General features: G+C 73.5%; 15 protein-coding genes. 12 read left to right on the forward strand and 3 right to left on the reverse strand.

Annotated elements, in window-relative coordinates; all coding sequences use genetic code 11:
• Positions 1–144 precede the first annotated feature (144 nt).
• The 11 genes from ACTWP5_RS18575 (at position 145) to mgtE (ending at position 13814) form a co-directional block, all read left to right on the forward strand.
• The gene (locus ACTWP5_RS18575; RefSeq protein WP_443222118.1) at positions 145–1389 is read left to right on the forward strand and encodes a cytidylyltransferase domain-containing protein; all 1245 of its coding nucleotides are present in this window, start codon (positions 145–147) and stop codon (positions 1387–1389) included.
• On the forward strand, positions 1386–2321 hold the full coding sequence (locus ACTWP5_RS18580) for an N-acetylneuraminate synthase family protein (protein WP_443222119.1): 936 nt from the start codon (positions 1386–1388) through the stop codon (positions 2319–2321). The genes ACTWP5_RS18575 and ACTWP5_RS18580 overlap by 4 nt, the downstream gene beginning before the upstream one ends.
• Positions 2322–2362: 41 nt before the next feature.
• On the forward strand, positions 2363–3472 hold the full coding sequence (locus ACTWP5_RS18585; protein WP_443222120.1) for a hypothetical protein: 1110 nt from the start codon (positions 2363–2365) through the stop codon (positions 3470–3472).
• A 151-nt stretch (positions 3473–3623) separates the two neighbouring features.
• A complete protein-coding gene (locus tag ACTWP5_RS18590; RefSeq protein WP_443222121.1) occupies positions 3624–4808 on the forward strand; it encodes an amidohydrolase in 1185 nt (394 codons plus the stop codon).
• A 179-nt stretch (positions 4809–4987) separates the two neighbouring features.
• Entirely contained in the window at positions 4988–6031 is a 1044-nt protein-coding gene (locus ACTWP5_RS18595; RefSeq protein ID WP_443222122.1) for a BMP family lipoprotein, read from the forward strand.
• A gap of 208 nt (positions 6032–6239) precedes the next feature.
• Positions 6240–7883, forward strand: a complete 1644-nt coding sequence (locus ACTWP5_RS18600; RefSeq protein WP_443222152.1) for an ABC transporter ATP-binding protein — start codon at positions 6240–6242, stop codon at positions 7881–7883.
• On the forward strand, positions 7880–9022 hold the full coding sequence (locus ACTWP5_RS18605) for an ABC transporter permease (protein WP_443222123.1): 1143 nt from the start codon (positions 7880–7882) through the stop codon (positions 9020–9022). The genes ACTWP5_RS18600 and ACTWP5_RS18605 overlap by 4 nt, the downstream gene beginning before the upstream one ends.
• Positions 9019–10329, forward strand: a complete 1311-nt coding sequence (locus ACTWP5_RS18610) for an ABC transporter permease (protein ID WP_443222124.1) — start codon at positions 9019–9021, stop codon at positions 10327–10329. The genes ACTWP5_RS18605 and ACTWP5_RS18610 overlap by 4 nt, the downstream gene beginning before the upstream one ends.
• On the forward strand, positions 10326–10784 hold the full coding sequence (locus ACTWP5_RS18615; RefSeq protein WP_443222125.1) for a cytidine deaminase: 459 nt from the start codon (positions 10326–10328) through the stop codon (positions 10782–10784). The genes ACTWP5_RS18610 and ACTWP5_RS18615 overlap by 4 nt, the downstream gene beginning before the upstream one ends.
• 126 nt (positions 10785–10910) lie before the next feature.
• Positions 10911–12194 (forward strand): thymidine phosphorylase, encoded by a 1284-nt coding sequence (locus ACTWP5_RS18620; protein ID WP_443222126.1) that lies wholly within the window; start codon positions 10911–10913, stop codon positions 12192–12194.
• A gap of 294 nt (positions 12195–12488) precedes the next feature.
• Positions 12489–13814, forward strand: coding sequence for a magnesium transporter (gene mgtE, locus ACTWP5_RS18625; protein ID WP_443222127.1), 1326 nt, complete (start codon positions 12489–12491; stop codon positions 13812–13814).
• Between the two features lie 38 nt (positions 13815–13852).
• On the opposite strand, the gene ACTWP5_RS18630 is transcribed toward mgtE, so the two are convergent.
• Positions 13853–15868 (reverse strand): tetratricopeptide repeat protein, encoded by a 2016-nt coding sequence (locus ACTWP5_RS18630; RefSeq protein ID WP_443222128.1) that lies wholly within the window; start codon positions 15866–15868, stop codon positions 13853–13855.
• Positions 15869–15892: 24 nt separating this feature from the next.
• Positions 15893–17572 (reverse strand): tetratricopeptide repeat protein, encoded by a 1680-nt coding sequence (locus ACTWP5_RS18635; RefSeq protein ID WP_443222129.1) that lies wholly within the window; start codon positions 17570–17572, stop codon positions 15893–15895.
• Positions 17573–17747: 175 nt separating this feature from the next.
• Here ACTWP5_RS18635 and ACTWP5_RS18640 point away from each other — a divergent pair, with 175 nt between their 5' ends.
• Positions 17748–19205 (forward strand): ATP-binding protein, encoded by a 1458-nt coding sequence (locus ACTWP5_RS18640; RefSeq protein WP_443222130.1) that lies wholly within the window; start codon positions 17748–17750, stop codon positions 19203–19205.
• A 114-nt stretch (positions 19206–19319) separates the two neighbouring features.
• Here the strand turns inward: ACTWP5_RS18640 and ACTWP5_RS18645 are convergent, their stop codons facing one another.
• Positions 19320–20621, reverse strand: a complete 1302-nt coding sequence (locus ACTWP5_RS18645) for an MFS transporter (RefSeq protein ID WP_443222131.1) — start codon at positions 20619–20621, stop codon at positions 19320–19322.
• Positions 20622–20634 lie beyond the last annotated feature (13 nt).

The raw sequence follows: 20634 nt of genomic DNA on the forward strand, positions 1-20634 counted from the left end.
CTCCGACGGGAGTGGCGGGGCGGCATCGGTGGGCGCGCCGCCGACACCGTGGGAGAGACTGTGCCGTGAGACAAACAGTGGTGCGACCCGGCCCGACCGGGGCGGGCACCGCGACCAGAGCGAGACACGAACGAAGGCATTCTCATGAGCACTGTCCTGGCAGTCATTCCCGCGCGCGGCGGTTCCAAGGGGGTGCCCGGTAAGAACCTCGCCCCGGTCGGGGACGCTCCCCTGGTGTCGCGGGCCGTGCGGGAGTGCCGCGCCTCGCGGCTGCTCAGCGCCGTCGTCGTGTCCACCGACGACCCCGGGATCGCCGCCGCGGCGCACGCCACGGGGGCGGAGGTGATCGAGCGCCCCCAGCAGATCTCCAGCGACACCGCCACCAGCGAGTCCGCCGTGCTGCACGCCATGGAGGTCTACGAGGAGCGGCACGGCACCACCGTGGACGTGGTGCTGCTCGTGCAGTGCACCAGCCCGTTCCTGACGAGCGCGGAGATCGACGGGGTCGCCGCCGCCATCCTCGACGGCGCCGACACCGCCCTGACCGTCGCCCCGTTCCACGGCTTCGTGTGGCGCGAGTCGGAGCTGGAGGGCATCACCCCCGGCGGCCGGCGCGTCACCGGCGGGTACGGCGTCAACCACGACAAGGCGTACCGGCCCCGCCGGCAGGACCGCCCTGAGGACCTGCTGGAGACGGGCGCGGTGTACGGTATGCGAGCCGCGGGCTTCCGTTCCGAGCAGCACCGCTTCTTCGGCCGCACCGAGCTGGTCCGCACCGACCCGGCGCGGGTGCTGGAGATCGACGATCCACACGACCTGGCGCGCGCCCGCGCGCTGGCTCCGCTGCTCGACGGTGGCAAGGCCGTCATCCCGGCCGAGCCGTTCCCCAACGCTTTCGTGGACTATCTGCCGACTCGCGACGACGTTGACGCGGTCGTGCTCGACTTCGACGGCACCCAGACGGACGACCGGGTGTACGTCGACTCCGAAGGACGGGAGACCGTCGCGGTGCACCGCGGCGACGGCCTGGGCATCGCCGCCCTGCGCCGCGCCGGGCTGCCGCTGCTGATCCTGTCCACGGAGGAGAATCCGGTCGTCGCCGCACGGGCGCGCAAGCTGCGCGTCCCCGTGATGCACGGCGTCGACCGGAAGGACCTCGCGCTGAAGCAGTGGTGCGAGGAGCAAGGAATCGCGCCCGAGCGCGTGCTCTACGCGGGCAATGATGTCAACGACCTGCCGTGCTTCGACCTTGTTGGCTGGCCGGTCGCCGTCGCCACCGCCCACGACGTCGTGCGCGGCGCAGCCCGCGCGGTCACCTCCGCACCCGGAGGGGCCGGCGCGATCCGCGAGATCGCCTCGTGGATCCTCGGAAAGGAACTCACAGCATGACCCCTGGCAACCGCCTCCGTAAGCTCGGCGACCGCGTCGTGGGCCCCGGCCGTCCCGTCTACGTCACGGGCGAGATCGGTATCAACCACAACGGTGACCTGGAGAACGCCTTCGCCCTGATCGACGCCGCCGTCGACGCAGGCTGCGACGCCGTGAAGTTCCAGAAGCGCACGCCGGAGATCTGCACCCCCCGCGACCAGTGGGACATCGAGCGGGACACCCCCTGGGGCCGGATGACGTACATCGACTACCGGCACCGCGTCGAGTTCGGCGAGGACGACTACCGCGCCATCGACGACTACTGCCGGCAGAAGGGCATCCACTGGTTCGCGTCCCCGTGGGACACCGAGGCCGTGGACTTCCTGGAGCGCTTCGACGTCCCCGCCCACAAGGTGGCGTCCGCCTCGCTCACCGACGACGAGCTGCTGCGCAAGCTGCGCTCCACCGGCCGGACGATCATCCTGTCCACCGGCATGTCCACCCCGAAGCAGATCCGGCACGCCGTGGAGGTGCTCGGCAGCGACAACATCCTCCTCTGCCACGCCACCAGCACCTACCCCTCGCGGGCCGAGGAGCTGAACCTGCGGGTGATCCACTCCCTCCACGCCGAGTACCCGAACGTCCCGATCGGGTACTCGGGGCACGAGACCGGCCTGCAGACCACGCTGGCCGCCGTGGCCCTCGGCGCCGTCTTCGTCGAGCGGCACATCACCCTCGACCGCGCGATGTGGGGCTCCGACCAGGCCGCCTCCGTCGAGCCGCAGGGCCTGGTGCGCCTGGTGCGGGACATCCGCACCATCGAGGAGGCCCTGGGTGACGGCGTGAAGAAGGTCTACGACAGCGAGCTGGCGCCGATGAAGAAGCTGCGCCGCGTCAAGGGCGTCGTCGCCGAGGAGCAGGAGCAGGAGCGGGAGCCCGCCTCGGCGGTCTGACGCCCGAAGACTCCCGTCACGAGAACGGAGCCGCGAGCCGCATGGTTGCCTCTGGTGCCGAGACGCTGGCGTTCGCCGAGAGCCCGGTCCAGCTGCTCAACATCCTGGAGTGGGCCCACACGGCGAGCCCCGGTGCCTTCACCGTGGTGATCCTCCCGCCGCAGGGCACCGCCAGCAGGGGCCAGCTGCGGCGGATGGCGAGCATCGCCCGCGACTCCGGCTGCCGCGTGCTGTGGCGCGAGGCCCGGGGCGGCGCCGTGACGCCGTCCCGGGCCCTGGCCGCCCTGGCCGCGCCGCTGCGGCGCGCCAGGCGGCTGGTCATCGGGGACCCGTTCTCGCACTACCTCCAGCTGCTGCTGTCCATGGCCCGTCGCTGCGACGTGGTCGTGGTGGACGACGGCACCGCCACCATGGAGTTCACCGCGCAGCTCGGGCGCGGTGAGCGGCTGGTGCGGTGGCACCGCGGCGCGCCGCGTGGGCCGCGTGCCGCCCTGTTCGCGCCGGTGGCGCGGCGGGCGGTGGCGCGGCTGACGCCCGCCAAGGGCCGCAGCGTCGAGGTCTTCACCGTGATGCCGGTCCAGGCCCCGCCCGGCGTCACCGTCACGGAGAACACCTTCGCGTGGACCCGTTCCCAGTTCGGCCCGCCCGACCTGACCGGCGGGGCCGACATGGTGGGCACCTCCCTGGTGGAGACGGGCGTGCTGGACGAGGACCGGTACGTCCGAGCCGTCACCGGGCTGGCCCGTGCCCACGGCATCACCCGGTACTTCGCGCACCGCAAGGAGAGCGCCGAGAAGCTCGGGCGGCTCACGGTCGAGGCGGGCCTGACGATCGTCCGGCCCGACCTGCCGCTGGAGCTGGTGGCGCGCTGCGGGCCCATCGGCTCGTCGATCCTGAGCTTCCCCTCCACGGTGGTCCACACCCTGCCGCGGGTGCTGTCGGACACCACGGTCTCCGTCGCGGTCGTCGACATAGCGGACACCTGGTACACCGACCGGGTCTCCGAGCGCGCCACCGGCTTCCTCAGCAACGTGACGGCCTCGGCGCTCGGCGCCCACGGCCTGCGGACGCTCTCGACGCCGAACGAGCTCCGCTCCCCGGCGGCTCCGGCCACGCCGGCCGCCTCCGCGGGCGACACGAGTGATCTCTGACACACTCGAATCGAGCAACGCGCGAAGATGCCCGAAAGAGACCAGTCATACCCAGGCGCAGGTGTTCTCATGCGGCAACGAGGGCACTCGGTGGGATGACGTTTCGCACGCAAGCCCCCAACTCCCGCCCCCGGAGCGTTAATCTCGTCACGTGAGTGAACTGCCGCAACTGGAGCCCGCCCTGGAGGAGGAGCTCGTCGCCTTCCGCCGGGACCTGCACATGCACCCCGAACTCGGTCGCGAGGAGGTACGCACCACCGCGGCCGTCCGCGAGCGGCTGGAGCGCGCCGGTCTCGCCCCACGGGTCCTCGACAGCGGCACGGGTCTGCTCTGTGACATCGGCGACACCAGCGGCGGCGCCCCCGTCCTCGCCCTGCGCGCCGACCTCGACGCGCTCCCCATCCCCGACACCAAGACGGTGCCGTACCGCTCCACGGTCCCCGGCCGCGCCCACGCCTGCGGGCACGACGTCCACACCACGGTCGTCCTCGGCGCCGGCCTGCTCCTGGCCGAGGCCGCCCGCGCCGGCCGGCTGCCCCGCCCCGTGCGGCTGGTCTTCCAGCCCGCCGAGGAGGTCATGCCGGGCGGCGCGCACGACGCGATCGCCTCCGGCGCGCTGAAGGACGTCGGCCGTATCCTCGCCGTCCACTGCGACCCCCGGGTCGAGGTCGGGCGCATCGGCGTGCGGACCGGCGCCATCACCTCCGCCTGCGACATGATCGAGGTCGCCCTGGCGGGCCCCGGCGGGCACACCGCCCGCCCCCAGCTCACCACCGACCTCGTCACCGCCGCCGCCCGGATCGCCACCGACGTGCCGGCGCTGCTGGCCCGCCGCGTCGACGCCCGCGCCGGCCTCGCCGTCACCTGGGGCCACATCGCCGCCGGCCACGCGCCCAACGTCATCCCCCAGCAGGCCACCCTCGCCGGCACCATGCGCTGCCTGGACCTGGCCGCCTGGCACGACGCGCCGGACCTCGTCCACGCCGCCATAGACGAGGTGGCGGCGCTGCACCGCGCCAAGTGCGAGCTGAGGTACGTCCGGGGCGTCCCCCCGGTGGTCAACGACGCGGACGCCACGGCCCTGCTGACCCGCGCCATGACCGAGCGGCACGGCCCCGGCGCCGTGGAGCCCACCGAGCAGAGCCTCGGCGGGGAGGACTTCTCCTGGTACCTGGAGCACGTGCCCGGGGCCATGGCCCGTCTCGGCGTCCGCTCTCCGGACGAGGCGTCCGCTCACGGTGCGCCCCGCGACATCCACCAGGGGGACTTCGACGTGGACGAGCGCGCCATCCGCGTCGGCGCGGAGCTCCTCGCGGCCGCCGCCGTCCTGGACTGACAAGGTCAGGGCGGCGCGCGTCGCGCGGCTCCGCGGCGTGGCGGGCGCCGGCGCCATGTTGCGTACGCGTTGCGTTCGCACCGATCTGATAACGGGCCGGGAAGCGGGCTTCACGCCAGATCTACGCGCGTTACGATTCCGCCGACATCTCACGGCTTCTGTGTGAAGGGATCGTTCTCTTGCGCCGCGTAACCAGGCTTGCGGCAACGGCCGCCATCACCACGGTCCTGGCGCTCGCCGCCAGCGCCTGCGGTGAGAGTTCCACCGAGTCCGGCTCCGAGAACGAGGACGCGGGCGTCGCCATCGCCTTCGACGTCGGCGGCCGTGACGACGCCTCCTTCAACGAGTCCGCGGCCCGCGGCGCCGACCGCGCGGCCGAGGAACTCGACATCCCCGTCGAGTACTCCACCGCGGACGAGGGCGAGACCAACGCCGACCGCGTCCAGCGGCTGGAGACCTTCGCCCGCGAGGGCTACAACCCGGTGATCGCCGTCGGCTTCCTCTACGCCGACGCCGTCGCCGAGGTCGCCGCCGACTTCCCCGACACCACCTTCGGCGTCGTGGACGCCGCCCCCGAGGGCGAGAACATCTACGGCATGCTCTTCGCCGAGCACGAGGGCTCCTACCTCGCCGGCGTCGCCGCCGCCCTGAAGAGCGAGAGCGGCCAGGTCGGCTTCATCGGCGGCGTGAACAACCCGCTGATCCAGAAGTTCGAGGCCGGCTTCGTGCAGGGCGTCGCGGACACCAACCCCGACGTCGAGGTCTCCGTCGAGTACCTCTACGAGTCCGACCCCAAGGGCTTCAACGACGCCGCCCGCGCCAGCGACAAGGCCAGCGGCATGCTCGACCGCGGCATCGACGTGATCTACACCGCCGCCGGCCAGTCGGGGCTCGGCTCCATCGAGCAGATCGCCGGTCAGGAGGGCGCCTGGGCCATCGGCGTCGACTCCGACCAGTACCAGCAGCCCGCCCTCGCCGAGTACCAGGACTCGATCCTCACCTCGGTCGTCAAGGGCGTCGACAACGCGGTCTACGACCTGATCACCCGGGTCGAGATCGGAGACCCGCCCGGGGGCCCCTCGGGCATCCACGAGTACGACCTCGCCGAGGGCGGCGTCTCCCTGGCCACCTCCGGCGGTTTCATCGACGACATCGAGGCCGAGATCACCGCCGCCGCGGACGCCATCCGCAACGGCGAGATCTCGGTCGACGAGACGCCGTAACCGCCCTCCTCCCACGCGGAACCGCGGCGCGCTCCCGCGCGCACCGACGCGCCCCCGCGTGGGAGGGAGTACCACCGCTCACCGCCGCCCACCGCCGGCCGGCCCCGAATCCCGGCCCGCGGTGGGCGGCGCGGTACGGTCACACCGTTCCCACGTCCGTCGTCCCACCGTCCGTCCGCTCCCGCTTTCGTCCCGAGGAGGGTGCGCCATCGAAGCCCCCAGCGAACGCGCCGCCGCCGTCGCGTTGCGCGGCATCACCAAGCGCTTCCCCGGCGTGGTGGCCAACCACGACATCGACATCACCGTCGAACGCGGCACCGTGCACGCCCTCGTCGGCGAGAACGGCGCGGGCAAGTCGACCCTGATGAAGATCCTCTACGGCATGCAGCGGCCGGACGAGGGCACCATCACCATCGACGGCGAGCAGGTCACCCTGCACAGCCCCTCCGACGCCATCGCCCGCGGCATCGGCATGGTCCACCAGCACTTCATGCTGGCCGACAACCTCACGGTGCTGGAGAACGTCGTCCTCGGCGCCGAGCGCCTGCACGGCATCGGCGCCCGCGCCCGCCGCCGCGTGATGGAGATCTCCGACGCCTACGGCCTCGGTGTCCGCCCCGACGTGCTGGTCGAGGAGATCGGCGTCGCCGACCGGCAGCGCGTGGAGATCCTCAAGGTCCTCTACCGCGGCGCCCGCACCCTGATCCTCGACGAGCCGACCGCCGTCCTCGTGCCGCAGGAGGTCGACGCCCTCTTCGACAACCTCCGCGGCCTGAAGGACGAGGGCCTGACCGTCCTGTTCATCTCGCACAAGCTCGGCGAGGTGTTGGCCGTCGCCGACGCCATCACCGTGATCCGGCGCGGCACCACCGTCGCGTCCCTGACCCCCGGCGAGACCACGCCCCGCCAGCTGGCGGAGCTGATGGTCGGCAGCGAGCTGCCCACCCCTGAGACCCGCGAGTCGACCGTCACCGACGAGCCGGTGCTGACCGTCTCCGGCCTCCACCTCTCCGGCACGGACGCCGACGGCCTGCCGCGCGAGCTGCTGGCCGACATCGACTTCACGATCCACCGTGGCGAGGTGCTGGGCATCGCCGGGGTCGAGGGCAACGGGCAGGCCGAGCTCGTCGAGGCCGTCATGGGCGTCCGCGTGCCCGACGGCGGCACCGTCGTCCTCGACGGCGAGGACCTCTCGCGCGCCACGACCCGCACCCGCCGCGAACACGGCATCGGGTACATCCCGGAGGACCGGCAGCGCCACGGCCTGCTGCTCCAGGCCCCGCTGTGGGAGAACCGGATGCTCGGCCACGTCACGCAGGAGCCCAACAGCCGCGGCCCGTGGCTGAACCTCGCGGGCGCCCGCGCCGACACCCGCCGCATCGTCGAGGAGTACGACGTGCGCACGCCGGGCATCGAGGTCACCGCGGCCAGCCTCTCCGGCGGCAACCAGCAGAAGCTGATCGTCGGCCGCGAGATGAGCCACCGGCCGAAGGTGCTGATCGCCGCCCACCCCACGCGCGGTGTGGACGTCGGCGCGCAGGCCGACATCTGGGACCGGATCCGCCAGGCCCGCCGCGAGGGCATGGCCGTGTTGCTGATCTCCGCCGACCTCGACGAGCTGATCGGGCTGTCCGACACGCTGCGCGTGATGTACCGCGGCCGGCTCGTCGCCGACGCCGACCCGGCCACGATCACCCCCGAGGAGCTCGGCACCGCCATGACCGGCGCCGCGACGGGCCACCTGGAGGGTGAGACGGCCGACGCGGACGGCGCGGCCGACGCCGACGGCCCGGCCGACGCGGACGGCCCGGCCGACGAGGCGGACAACGGGGAAGGGAAGGACACGCCGTGACGTCCACGTTCCGCTCCCGGCTCAGGCCGGACCGGGAGAAGCTGATCCTGGCGCTGGCCGCGCCCGTGCTGGCGATCGTCACCGCCGTCGCCATCACGTCCCTCGTCATGAGCCTGACGGACCAGAACCCGTTCACCGCCTACGAGGTGATGATCGACTTCGGCATCAAGAGCGACAGCCAGGTCTGGATCATCAACAAGGCCATCCCGTACTACCTGGCAGCCGCGGCCGTCGCCATCGGCTTCCGGATGAACCTCTTCAACATCGGCGTCGACGGCCAGTACCGCATCGCGGCCTTCTTCGCCGCCGTCGTCGGCGGCGCGTTGACCCTGCCGGGTGTCATCCAGATCCCGGTCATCATCCTCACCGCCATGGCCTGCGGCGCGCTCTGGGCCGGCATCGCCGGATACCTCAAGGCCACCAGGGGAGTCAGCGAGGTGATCACCACCATCATGCTGAACTTCATCGCCGGCTCCCTCATCGGCTACTTCCTCCAGCCCGACCGCTTCGGCGAGTTGGAGGACAACATCATCCACACGCCGGACATCCCCGGCTCCAGCTGGTTCTTCGAGATCGCCACCAACCCCGACCCGATCTACGGCACCATCGTGCTCGCCGTCCTGACCGGCGTCGCGTACTGGCTGGTCCTGAACCGCACCCGCTTCGGCTTCGACCTGCGCGCCGTCGGCCGCAGCGAGTCCGCCGCCGAGGCCAGCGGCGTCAGCGTCAAGCGCACCGTCGTCACCGCGATGCTGCTCTCCGGCGCCGTCGCCGGCCTGGTCGGCATGCCGACGCTGCTCAACGAGTCGGGCAACTACGGCAACGACTTCCCCGAGGGCCTGGGCTTCACCGGCATCGCCATCGCCCTCCTCGGCCGCAACCACCCCGTCGGCATGGCCTTCGCCGCCCTCCTGTGGTGCTTCCTCGAACGCACCGGCACCCAGCTGGAGTTCGAGGGGTACGCCCAGGAGATCGTCGACGTGATGCAGGGCGTCATCGTGCTCTCGGTCGTCATCGCCTACGAGGTGGTCCGCCGCTGGGGCCTGCGCCGCCAGCAGCGCCTGGTCGGCGAGGAACTGGCGCGGGCGGCGGCCGGCACCCCGAAGAAGAGCGACGAGTCGGCGGAGGTGTCGGCGTGACCAGCCCCAGCACGAGCTCCACCACCAGCGCGGTCAAGGAGAGCACGGCGGGCGTGCCCCGCCCGCGCCCGCACACCCGCCGGCCGCGGCTGACCACGCCCCGCGTGCTGCTGCTGATCGCCGGCGCGCTGGTGCTCTTCTCCGTCGTCCGCGTCGTCACGGGCGAGTCCAGCCTCACCGAGACGGGGCAGTGGACCAGCGCCCTGACGGCCGCCGTCCCCATCGGCCTGGCCGGCCTCGGCGGGCTGTGGGCCGAGCGGGCGGGCGTCATCAACATCGGCCTCGAGGGCATGATGATGCTCGGCCTCTTCGCCGCCGGCTGGATCGGCTGGCAGCACGGGCCGTGGGCCGCCGTCGTCGCGGGCATCATCGGCGGCGCCGTCGGCGGGCTCGTCCACGCGGTCGCGACCGTCACCTTCGGCGTCGACCACATCGTCTCCGGTGTCGCCATCAACATCCTGGCCCTGGGCGTCGTGCAGTTCCTCGCCAAGCTGTGGTTCGCGGCGGAGGGCAGCGAGGCCGAGCGGCTGGGCGGCAACGACAACCAGTCACCGCAGATGGACGACCTCTCCCCGTTCACCGTCCCCGGCGTCTCCGACTGGCTCGGCGACCTCGACGAACAGGACTGGTTCCTGCTCTCCGACACCGCCGGCATCCTGCGCGCCGCCGTCCACAACGTCTCCTGGCTCTCGCTGCTCGCCGTGGCGCTCTTCGTCGGCAGCTACGTCGTGCTGTGGCGGACCTCCTTCGGCCTGCGGCTGCGCTCCTGCGGCGAGAACCCCGAGGCCACCGAGTCCCTCGGCGTCAACGTCTACCTCTACAAGTACCTCGCCCTCGTCATCTCCGGCGCCCTGGCCGGCCTCGGCGGCGCGTACCTGGCCGTGCTCATCCACATGTACCTGGAGGGCCAGACCGGCGGCCGCGGGTACCTGGGCCTGGCCACCATGATCTTCGGCAACTGGCGCCCCGGCGGCGTCGCCACCGGCGCGGGGCTCTTCGGCTTCATGGACTCCCTCCAGAACCGTGGCGGCGGCGACACCGTCCACGCCACGCTGCTGCTGTTCGCGCTCGCGCTGGCGGCCTGGGCGGTGTGGCAGTTCGTCCGGGGCCGGCGCCGTCCCGCCCTCCTGACCGGGGTGGTGGCCGCGCTGCTGGCGCTCTGGTACGCCACCACCGACACCATGCCGGCCGAGTTCGTCTCGGCCACCCCGTACCTCACGACGCTGCTGGTGCTGGCGCTGTTCGCGCAACGGCTCCGCCCACCACGCGCCATCGGCCGACCGTTCAGGAAGGGTGAGAGCACGTGAGCCGGGAGAACACGGCGGCGGGCGCGCCGGACGCGCCGGACGCGGGAGACGTGGACTGGGAGGCGCTGCGCCTGGCGGCCAGGGAGGCGATGAGCCGGGCGTACGCCCCGTACTCCCGCTACCCCGTGGGCGCAGCGGCGCTCGTCGACGACGGCAGGACCGTCAGCGGCTGCAACGTGGAGAACGCCTCCTACGGCCTGGGCCTGTGCGCCGAGTGCGGCCTCGTCTCGGCCCTCCACGCCACCGGCGGTGGCCGCCTGACGCACTTCACCTGCTGCGACGCGGCCGGCCGCGTCATCACGCCCTGCGGGCGCTGCCGGCAGCTGCTGATGGAGCACGGCGGCCCCGGGCTGGTGGTGGACACCCGCGACGGCGCCGTCCCCCTGGCCACGCTGCTGCCCGCCGCCTGGGCCCTCGACGACGACCGACCGACCCCGCCCGCCGCCGGCGACTGAAGCCGGCCCGGCGGCCCGGTGACCGGCCCGCGAACCGGCCCGCGATCCGGCCCGCGAACCGCCCGGTGACCGGCCCGCGATCCGGCCCGTGATCCGACCCACACCCCGACGAGAACCAGAGCCCGCATGGACGCCATCACCGTCATCCGCGCCAAGCGCGACGGCCACGCCCTGACCCCCGCCCAGATCGACTGGGTCGTCGACGCCTACACCCGCGGCGAGGTGGCCGACGAGCAGATGTCGGCCCTCGCCATGGCGATCCTCCTCAACGGCATGGACCGGGCCGAGATCGCCCGCTGGACCGCCGCGATGATCGCCAGCGGCGAGCGCATGGACTTCGCCTCCCTGCCCCGCCCCACCACCGACAAGCACTCCACGGGCGGCGTCGGCGACAAGATCACCCTCCCCCTCGCCCCGCTCGTCGCCGCCTGCGGCGCCGCCGTGCCGCAGCTGTCGGGCCGTGGCCTCGGCCACTCCGGTGGCACCCTCGACAAGCTGGAGGCGATCCCCGGCTGGCGCGCCCGCCTCACCCCCGACGAGATGCTCGACATCCTCGCCACCACCGGCGCCGTGATCTGCGCCGCCGGGGAGGGCCTGGCACCGGCCGACCGCAGGCTCTACGCGCTGCGCGACGTCACCGGCACCGTCGAGTCCATCCCGCTGATCGCCTCCTCGATCATGTCCAAGAAGATCGCCGAGGGCACGGGAGCCCTGGTGCTGGACGTCAAGGCGGGCTCCGGCGCGTTCATGAAGAACCTCGACGACGCCCGCGAGCTGGCCGAGACCATGGTGGGCCTCGGCACCGACCACGGCGTCACCACCGTCGCCCTGCTGACCGACATGGAGACCCCGCTCGGCCTCACCGCGGGCAACGCGCTGGAGGTCCGCGAGTCCGTCGAGGTGCTGGCCGGCGGCGGCCCCGCCGACGTCGTCGAGCTCACCCTCGCGCTGGCCCGCGAGATGCTCGACGCCGCCGGCCTGACCGACGCCGACCCGGCGCGGGCGCTGGCCGACGGCTCCGCCATGGACGTCTGGCGCCGCATGATCACCGCCCAGGGCGGCGACCCCGACGCGGCCCTGCCCGTCGCGCGCGAGACGCACACCGTGGCGGCGCCCGCCAGCGGGGTGCTGACGCGGCTGGACGCCTACGCCGTCGGGGTGGCGGCCTGGCGGCTCGGGGCGGGGCGCGCCCGCAAGGAGGACCCGGTGCAGGCGGCGGCCGGCGTCGAACTCCACGCCAAGCCGGGGGAGACCGTCACCGAGGGCGCGCCGCTGCTGACCCTGCACACCGACACCCCGGAACGGTTCGAGGCGGCGCTGACCGTGTTGGCCGCCGAGGACGCCGTCCGCGTCGAGCCCGCCGGCACGCCCGCGCCGGCACGCCCCCTCATCCACGGGCGGGTCGCGTAGCGTTCACCACATGTTCCGCGTGAGGCCCCCGGTCGGCGCCCCGAGTGGCGCGCGGCGCCCTGGATGGGCGATACCCTGAAGAACGGTTTTGGCGGATCCGTACCGCGGGAGGTGAGGCTGCGATGCGCAGTGACCCTCCCAGTCATCCCCCGCGCCACGCCAGCCCACCCAGCTGAGGCCGGACCACCAGGCCGGGTGGTCTGAGACAACGCGCCCCCGCGGGGCGGTTGGTCGGCGTGTGCGCGCACCCCGGATGCCCGTGATCGCCTTCCGTCTCCTGGGGGTTCACCCGTCATGACCCACCTGCCCGCGCTGCTCGACGACCACGACCTCGCCGGAGCGCTGGAGTGGCTGGAGACCCAGCCGCCCTACGCCATCGCCGACGAGATCGCCCGCATGGACGCCGTCAACTCGGTCGTCACCTTCCGGCTGCTGGACAAGGACCGGGCGCTGGAGGTCTTCGAGGAGCTCGACCCCGTCGACCAGCAGCAGATCCTGGAGGGTCTGCGCGACCAGGCGTTCCGCGACCTCGTCGAGCACATGGACCCCGACGACCGCGCGCGGATGCTGAAGGAGGCCCCGGCCAAGGTCGCCAGGCGGGTGCTGGCCGGCCTGTCCGCCCACGAGCGGCAGATGACGGCCGCGCTGCTGGGCTACCCCGAGGGCTCCACCGGCCGGTACATGACGCCCGAGACCGTGGCCCTCCAGCAGGACCTGACGGCGGGCCAGGCGCTGGAGGTGGTGCGCCGCCGCGGCGCCCACGCCGAGACGATCTACACCCTGCCGGTGGTGGACCGGGGCCGCCGCCTGCGGGGCGTCGTCGAACTCAGGGAACTCGTGCTGACCGAGCCGGAGACCATGGTCTCCGACCTCGTCGTCACCGAGGCGCCCCGGGCGCGGGCCACCGACCCCGCCGAGCAGGCCGCGCGCCTCATGCGCGAGACCAACGTCATCGACCTGCCCGTCGTGGACAGCGAGGACCGCCTCGTGGGCCTTCTCACCAGCGACGACGCCTTCGAGGTCATCGAGGCCGCCGACACCGAGGACGTCGCGCGCCAGGCCGGCACCGAGCCGCTGGAGCGGCACTACATGTCGGCCAGTGTCTTCCATCTCTCCCGCATCCGCATGATGTGGCTGACGCTCCTGATGGTGGCCGCCACCCTCACCGTCACCGTGACGCGCGTCTTCGAGAGCGAACTGGAGGCCGCCACCCAGCTCGCCCTGTTCGTCCCGCTCATCATCGGCACGGGCGGCAACGCGGGCGCGCAGGCGGCGACGACGGCGGTGCGCGCCCTGGCCGTCGGCGAGGTGCGGACATCCGACCTGCTGAAGGTGGTGTGGCGCGAGTGCCGCACCGGGCTGCTGCTGGGCTGCATGCTCGCCGTCGTCGGGCTCCTCGTCGGCTCCCTCTTCGTCGGGTGGGACGTGGCCGCCGTCGTCGCCGTCACCCTCGTCGTCATCTGCGCCTGGGCCTCGACCGTCGGCGGCACGATGCCGCTGCTGGCCAAGCGGCTGCGCATCGACCCGGCCGTGGTCTCCGCGCCCATGGTGACCACCCTGGTGGACGCGACCGGGCTGGTCATCTACTTCAGCACCGCCAAGCTCTTCCTCGGCGTCTGACGGGACTCCGACGGGACTCCGAGGGGACTCCGACGGGCTCAGTAGACGATGCCGTCCTCCGTGATGTAGTAGCAGTCCTGGTAGACGAAGCCGGCGTCCAGGCGCCACACGCCGTCGTAGGCGGTGACGGACTCGTCCTGGGTGGAGCGGGCCAGCGTCTGGTAGTCCCCGACGGGGAGGGTGATGGTGGTCGACGGCAGCCCCTCGGGGTTCTCGCAGCGGCCCTCGCCCGCGTCGGGCCCCGCCTCGACGGTGACGCGGCCGTACTCGGGCCCCGCGTAGAGCAGCTCGATCGCCTCGCCCGAGGCGTTGTAGATCTCCATCGACACCGAGCCGCCGCCGCTGTCGGTCCACGAGCCGCCGGGCATGACCTGCTCCGGGTCGCGGTCGCCGGCCTCGTTGACGTCCACCGCGATCAGCATGTCCCGCGCTGCGCGCGCCTGGTCGGAGCCCTCGTACTCGTCCACCACCCGCTGGAACAGCTCCCGCGCCCCGCCGTGGTCGCGGTCGCGGAACCGCACCAGGCCGCAGTCGTAGAGGGCGCCGCGCAGCGCGGTGCGCGTCCGGTCCGCCACGCCGCCGCCGTTGACGGCGTCGACGGCGTCGACGGCGTCCAGCGGTTCGAGCGCCTGGCAGGGGCGGTCGTCGGCCAGGTGCGCGGCGCCGCACTCGTAGCGGGCCTGGTTCAGGGAGCTGTCGGCGGACGCGCGCACGTCCGCGGGGGCGTTCGGGTCGCCAGCCGCCTCGTCGAAGGAGCCCATCGCCTCGCAGAAGTCCCCGGCGGCGTACCGGGTGTCGCCGCAGCCGAGATGCGCCCTCGGCACGTCCGACGCGGCGCGCTCGGCGAGCGTCGCGGCGTCGTCGACGGGCGAGACCGCGCTCAGCTCGGCGAAGGGCGTGAGTTCCGCGACGGCGTCGCAGTACCGCTCCTCGCTCAGGGCCGGGGTGCCGTTCGCGTAGAGGTCGTCGAGGCGGCCGTCGACCTCGGCCTCCTCGGGGGTGTCCGGGTGGTGCTGACGGACGGCGGCGTACGCCTCGACGGCGTCCACGTACCGGTTGGGGTCGTGGGGGTCCGTCTCGGCCAGGGCCGTCTCCGCGAGCACGTCGGCGTACTCCAGGCGCAGCCCCGCCAGGTGGTCCTCGGCGCCGGTCCACACGGGGCCGCCGTCCCGCCGGTACCGGTCGAGGTAGGACTCGTAGTCGTCGATCGCCGCGCTGAACGCCCTGGCCGCCTCGGCGTCCTGCGCACGCTGGAGCAGAACGCAGTTGTCCCGCTCGCGGCGGGCGTCGGCGGGCTCGCTCGGGAGCGTGAACTGGGTCCAGTCCGCCTCGACCCGGGAGTAGTGGTCGACGGCGCTCACGCAGTTGCCGGAGGCGTGGTCTTCCTGCCCCTTGTCGAACTCGCTCTGTGGTATGGCGCGCAGCATCGTGACGCCGGTGGCGACGAGGGCGACCAGCAGCACGCCCACGGCGAAGGGACGCCAGGTGGCGCGGGGCGGCGCCGCGGGCGGGGCGGCCAGCGTCATCGTCGGGCTGTCGAGGTCGGGCCCCACGGCCGGCGGGGGCGGGCCACCGTCCGGTGCTGGCGCGGCAAGCGTGACGGTCGGGCTGTCCGCCCGTGGCGGCTCCTCGTCCGCTGCCGCCGGCTCCTCCGCCGCGGTCGTCGATCCGGTCGCCGTCACGGCCGCCACGGCCGGCGCCGCCGCCGTGGCGCGCGGGCGGCGTGGCCTGGCCCGCAGCCAGCCGGCCGCGGCGACCAGCGCCAGCCACCCCGCGTAGACCCCGAGCCACAGCCGTGGCCTGTCGGACGCCTCCGTGAGGCTCGCGCCGACGAGCAGCCCCGCCGTCCCCACCACGTTCACCGCCGCGAGCCACCACGCGCCCAGGTACAGGAAGCCCGCGCCCAGACCACTGGCGTTGAGCAGCGCCGCCGCCCACCCCCGGCGGCCCGCCCCCCGGCGACCGCCAGCCCTCGCCTCCGCCTCCGCCTCCGGGCCCGCTTCCGCTTCCGGCTCCGCGTCCGCGCCGCTCGTGCCGTCCTCGTCCATGACCATGGATCAAGCCTCTCCCACAGGAGGTCAGAAGAACGTGATGTAGAAGTAGTTCGCGTACGCGTATCCACCATCCAGCTCCCACGTCCCGTAGAACGGGATGACGGTGCTGTCGGAGCTGGCCCGCGCCACCACCTCGTAGGCGCCCGGCGCCAGCGTGAGCGTCGCCGCGCAGCCCGAGCAGGCGTCGATGGTGGTGGTGCCCGTCTCCGGGCCGGTGTACAGGATCTCCAGCGTCTCCGAGGAGCCGTTCTCGATCTCCACGGTGGCCACGCCCGCCGCGCCCGAGCCCGCCTCGGTCGGGTCCGGCAGCTCGCCCGCCTCGCCGCCCTCGCTGATCTCGGCGATGTCGATGGCGATCAGCAGGTCCTCGGCGTCCGCGACCCGGCCGTCGTCCGGGTAGTCGTCGATCAGCCGCCGCAACGTGTCCCTGGCGCCGCCGTAGTCACCGTCCTGGTACCGCGTCTGCCCGCAGGCGAACAGCGCGTCGCGCAGGGAGGAGCCGGCGTTCTCCGACAGTTCCCGCGTGGCCGCGGCGGAGCCCGCCACCGCCTCGAACTCCGGCACGGCCTCGCAGGGCCGGCCGTCGTCGCTGTGGCCGGCGCCGCACTCGAAGCGGGAGCGCAGCGCGAGGTTCCTGGCCTGGTCGGCGAGGTCGTCGGTGGCCTCGGGCATGCGGGCGGCCTCGTTGAAGTGCGTGGCCGCCTGGCAGTACCGCCCGTCGTCGTAGCGCAGCGAGCCGCAGCCGTGGACCGCCTCGGGGAGGGCCCGCGAGGCCCGCTCGTCGAGGTCGGCCGCCTCGGGCTCGTCGAAGCTCTCGGCGAACTCCGTGAACGGGCGCAGGCCCTCGACGGCCTGGCAGAAGCGGCCGGCGTCGAAGTCGGCCGTGCGCGCCGCGTAGATGCCCTCGACGCGGCCGGGCACCTCGCCCGCCTCGGCGGAGTCGGGGTGGTCGGCGCGGAGCGCGAAGTACGCCTCGAACGCCTCCAGGTATCCGCCCGCGCCCTCCCAGGCGCCGGAGTCCTCGGCCTGGAGGGCGAGGGCGTCCGCCTCCTGGAGGCGCAGGCCCGTCAGCCGTGCCTCCGCGCCGGCGAACGGCGGGGCGCCGTCGTACCCGGCCAGGTAGTCCTCGTAGTGGACGACGGCGGAGGTGAAGTCGCCGCTGCCGGCGGAGTCCTCGGCGGCGAGCAGCAGCTCGCAGGCGGCCAGGCCCTGCCGCGCCTGGCCGAGGGCCGGGCTCAACAGGAACTCGTAGCGCGTGTCGGCCGCCCGCTCGTAGTGGCGCATCGCCTCGGAGCACTCGCCCTCGCGGTGCGCCGTCTCCGCCCTGTCGAGCTCGGCCTGCGGCACGGCGCGCGCCAGCACCACCGCGGTCGCGGCCAGGGCCAGGACCAGCACGCCCACGAGCGGCGCCCAGCGCGGGGCGCGGATCGTCGCGGTCTCGCCGGCGCGGCCGTGCCGCCAGCCCTGGAACACGGCGAGCAGCAGCCACAGGGCGTAGGCGACCAGCCAGACGGCGGGCGCGTCGGCGGCGTTCAGCGCGTTGGCGACGATCACCAGCAGGGCGGCGACGACCCAGTACCGCAGCGCCCGCCCCCACAGCCGAAGGTAGACGAAGCCGAGCCCCAGCCCGGTCGCGTTGAGCAGCGCGGCGGCCACGGCCCGCCGCCGCCGGGCTCGCGGGTCGAACTCCACGGTCACGGTCATGTCGGTGCGCCCCTCGGTCCCCTCGCAGCAGAGAAGTGTCTCTTATCACGCCGCCCGACCCCGGACGGTTGCGGGGCGGTATACGGCCGGGCGAGGAGCCGGACGAGAAGCCTCGGGCAGAGGCCCGGGAGAGAGGTATCCATTTCTGGTACGCTCACGAATGGATGTCTCATGGATGGATGTCTCTGGAGGTCTCGCGGTGGCCGTGGACGCGCGCTTCATCGGACGGGAACGCGAGCTCGCCGCGCTGACCCGCATGCTCGGGCGCGTCGAGGACGGCGGGCGGGGCGGCCGGCCGGGCCGGGCCATGCTCATCCGGGGCAGGCGCAGGGTGGGCAAGTCGCGGCTCGTGGAGGAGTTCATCGAGCGCTCCGGGCTGCCCAGCCTGTACTTCACGGCCTCGGCGCCGCCCACCGCCGCCGCCGACCTCGCGATGTTCACCGAGGCCCTGACCGCCTGTGACCTGCCCGGCGTGGCCGCGCTCGGCGAGCAGCGGCCCGCCACCTGGGACGCGGCGCTCCACCTGCTGGCACTGGCGCTCCCGGAGGACCGGCCGACCGTGGTCGTGCTCGACGAGATGCCCTACCTCATCAGGAACGACCCCGGCTTCGAGGGCACTCTCCAGAAGCTCTTCGACCGCGAGCTCTCCCGGCGTCCGGTGCTCCTGCTCTGCGTCGGTTCCGACCTGGCGATGATGGAGCGGCTCAACGACTACGACCACCCGTTCCACCAACGGGGCACGGAGATGGTGGTGCCCCCGCTGAACCCGGCGGACGTCGCCGAGATGCTGGACGTTCCGCCCGCCGACGCGTTCGACGCGTACCTCGTCACCGGCGGGCTCCCCCTGGTGCTGGAGGAGTACCCGAGCGGGGCGGGCGTCTTCGACTACCTGGCCGAGGTGGTGGCGGACCCCACGTCGGCGTCCCTCGTCAGCGGTGAGCGGTCGCTGGCCGCCGAGTTCCCGGCCGAGGTTCAGGCCCGGCAGGTGCTCGCCGCCATCGGCACGGGCGAGCGCAGCCGCGTCCTGATCGGCCGAGCCGCCGGCGACATGCCCGTGAGCAGCCTCTCCCGCGCGCTCTCGCTGCTCACGGCCAAGCGGGTCGTGGAGGCGGGCACCCCGCTCTCCACACGTCCCTCCAAGGAGACGCGGTACGCCGTCGCCGATCCCCACCTGCGCTTCTGGCTCGCCTTCCTCGGCCCGTACCTCCCCGACATCGAGCGTGGGCGGGGAGACCTGGTGCTCGACCGCGTCCGCCGCTCGTGGACCAGCTGGCGCGGCCGTGCCGTCGAACCCGTCGTGCGCGAGGCGCTGTTCCGGATGCGGGAGGGCGGCCTGCCCGACGGCACGGGAGCCGTCGGCGGATACTGGACCCGGTCCAACGATCCCGAGATCGACATCGTGGCCGCCGACCGGGGTCCGGTCGCCCGGCGGATCACGGCCGTGGGCTCCATCAAGTGGCTGGAGTCCAGGCCCTTCGACGCCCGTGACCTCTCCCGGCTCATCATCCACCGCTCCCAGCTCCCCGGCGCGAACGAGGACACCCCCCTCATCGCGGTCTCCCGCGCCGGCACGACGGCGGAGGGCGTCAGGACCGTCGACCCGGCGGACCTGTTGACGGCCTGGCGGCCGTGAGGCGGCTGTGGGAGGTGTGCCCGCGGCGGGCCCGCCGGGGCCTTACCGGGCGGCTCGTCGACCGTCACGGTGACGACGCCGCCGTGCTCCGCGTCGAGCCGGCAGCCGAGCGGGTCACCGTCGCAGGCCCGCGTCGAGGCCCCGGTCGGAGCCGTGGTCGAGGACGTCCCGGAGGCGGTCCCGACGGCGCGCGCGCAGTGCGCCGGCGACGGCCACGGTGGCGGCGAGCGTCGCCGCCGCCGTCGGGATCCAGAAGCCGGCCGCCGGGGAGTCGCCCAGGTGGTCGGCGGCCCAGCCGCCGCTGGCGGAGCCGAGGGCGATGCCGCCGAGGAGGGCGGTGACGGCGAGGGTCATGCCCTCGTTGAGGCGGGCCGGTGGCGTGACCCGTTGGACCAGGGTCATGCCGGTGACCATGGTCGGAGCCGTCGCCATTCCCGCGAGCAGCAGGGCGGGCGCGAGCCACAGCAGGGAGCCGGTGCCCGAGGCGATCAGCGGCAGGGTCATGAGCGCCGCCATCGCCGCCACGCACCACGCGAAGCGGGTCCGCACCGCGCCTCCCAGGCGCACGAGGCCGAAGGCCAGCCCCGCCGTGGCGGACCCGGCCGCCTGGGCGGCCAGCACCACGCCGGCCCAGGCGCGGTGCCCCTGCTCGTCGGCGAAGGCGATGGTCACCACCTCCATCGCGCCGAAGAGGGCACCGGTGCAGGCGAACGTCACCAGCAGGCTCGCCAGCCCGGATATCCAGAACGGGTTGCCGCCGCCGCGCGAGACCCCGCCCTCCGCCGGCCCGGCCGGCGCGGCCGGCGCGGGCGGCGGCTCCGTGGCGCGTTGGGCGGCGAACGCGAGCGTGCCGCCGAGCATCATCGCGGCACCCACCAGCGTCCCCGCCTCCGGGAAGAGGTGGGTGCACAGCAACGCCGCGAGCACGGGCCCGAACATGAAGCAGACCTCGTCCACGCTCTGCTCGAAGGAGTTGGCGACGTGCCGCTGCGGCGAGTCCGCCTCCGGCAGCAGGTGGGCCCAGCGGGCGCGGGACATGCCGCCGGTGTTCGGGGTGGTGGCCGTCAGGAGGATGCTGACGTAGTACGTCCACGTCGGCGCGCCCAGCAGCACACACAGCAGCAGGGACAGGTGACCGACGACGGCCACCGTCGTCGCGGGGACCGCGACGCGGGCCTGGCCGCGCCGGTCGACCAGCCGGGCCACCAGCGGCGCCACCACCGCCGACACCACGAGCCCGGTGGCCACGACCGAGCCGGCCAGCGCGTAGGAGTCGTGGCGCGAGGTGATCATGACGACGGCCGAGACGCCGAACATGCCCATCGGGAAACGGGCGACGACGTTCGGAACGGTGAAGGCGAGCGCGCCGGGGTGCGCGAACAGGCGGGCGTAGGGGCGAAGGAACGACGGGGGCATGGCGGACAGCCTC

The organism is Streptomyces sp. 4N509B (assembly GCF_052245655.1).
Taxonomy (GTDB): domain Bacteria; phylum Actinomycetota; class Actinomycetes; order Streptomycetales; family Streptomycetaceae; genus Streptomyces.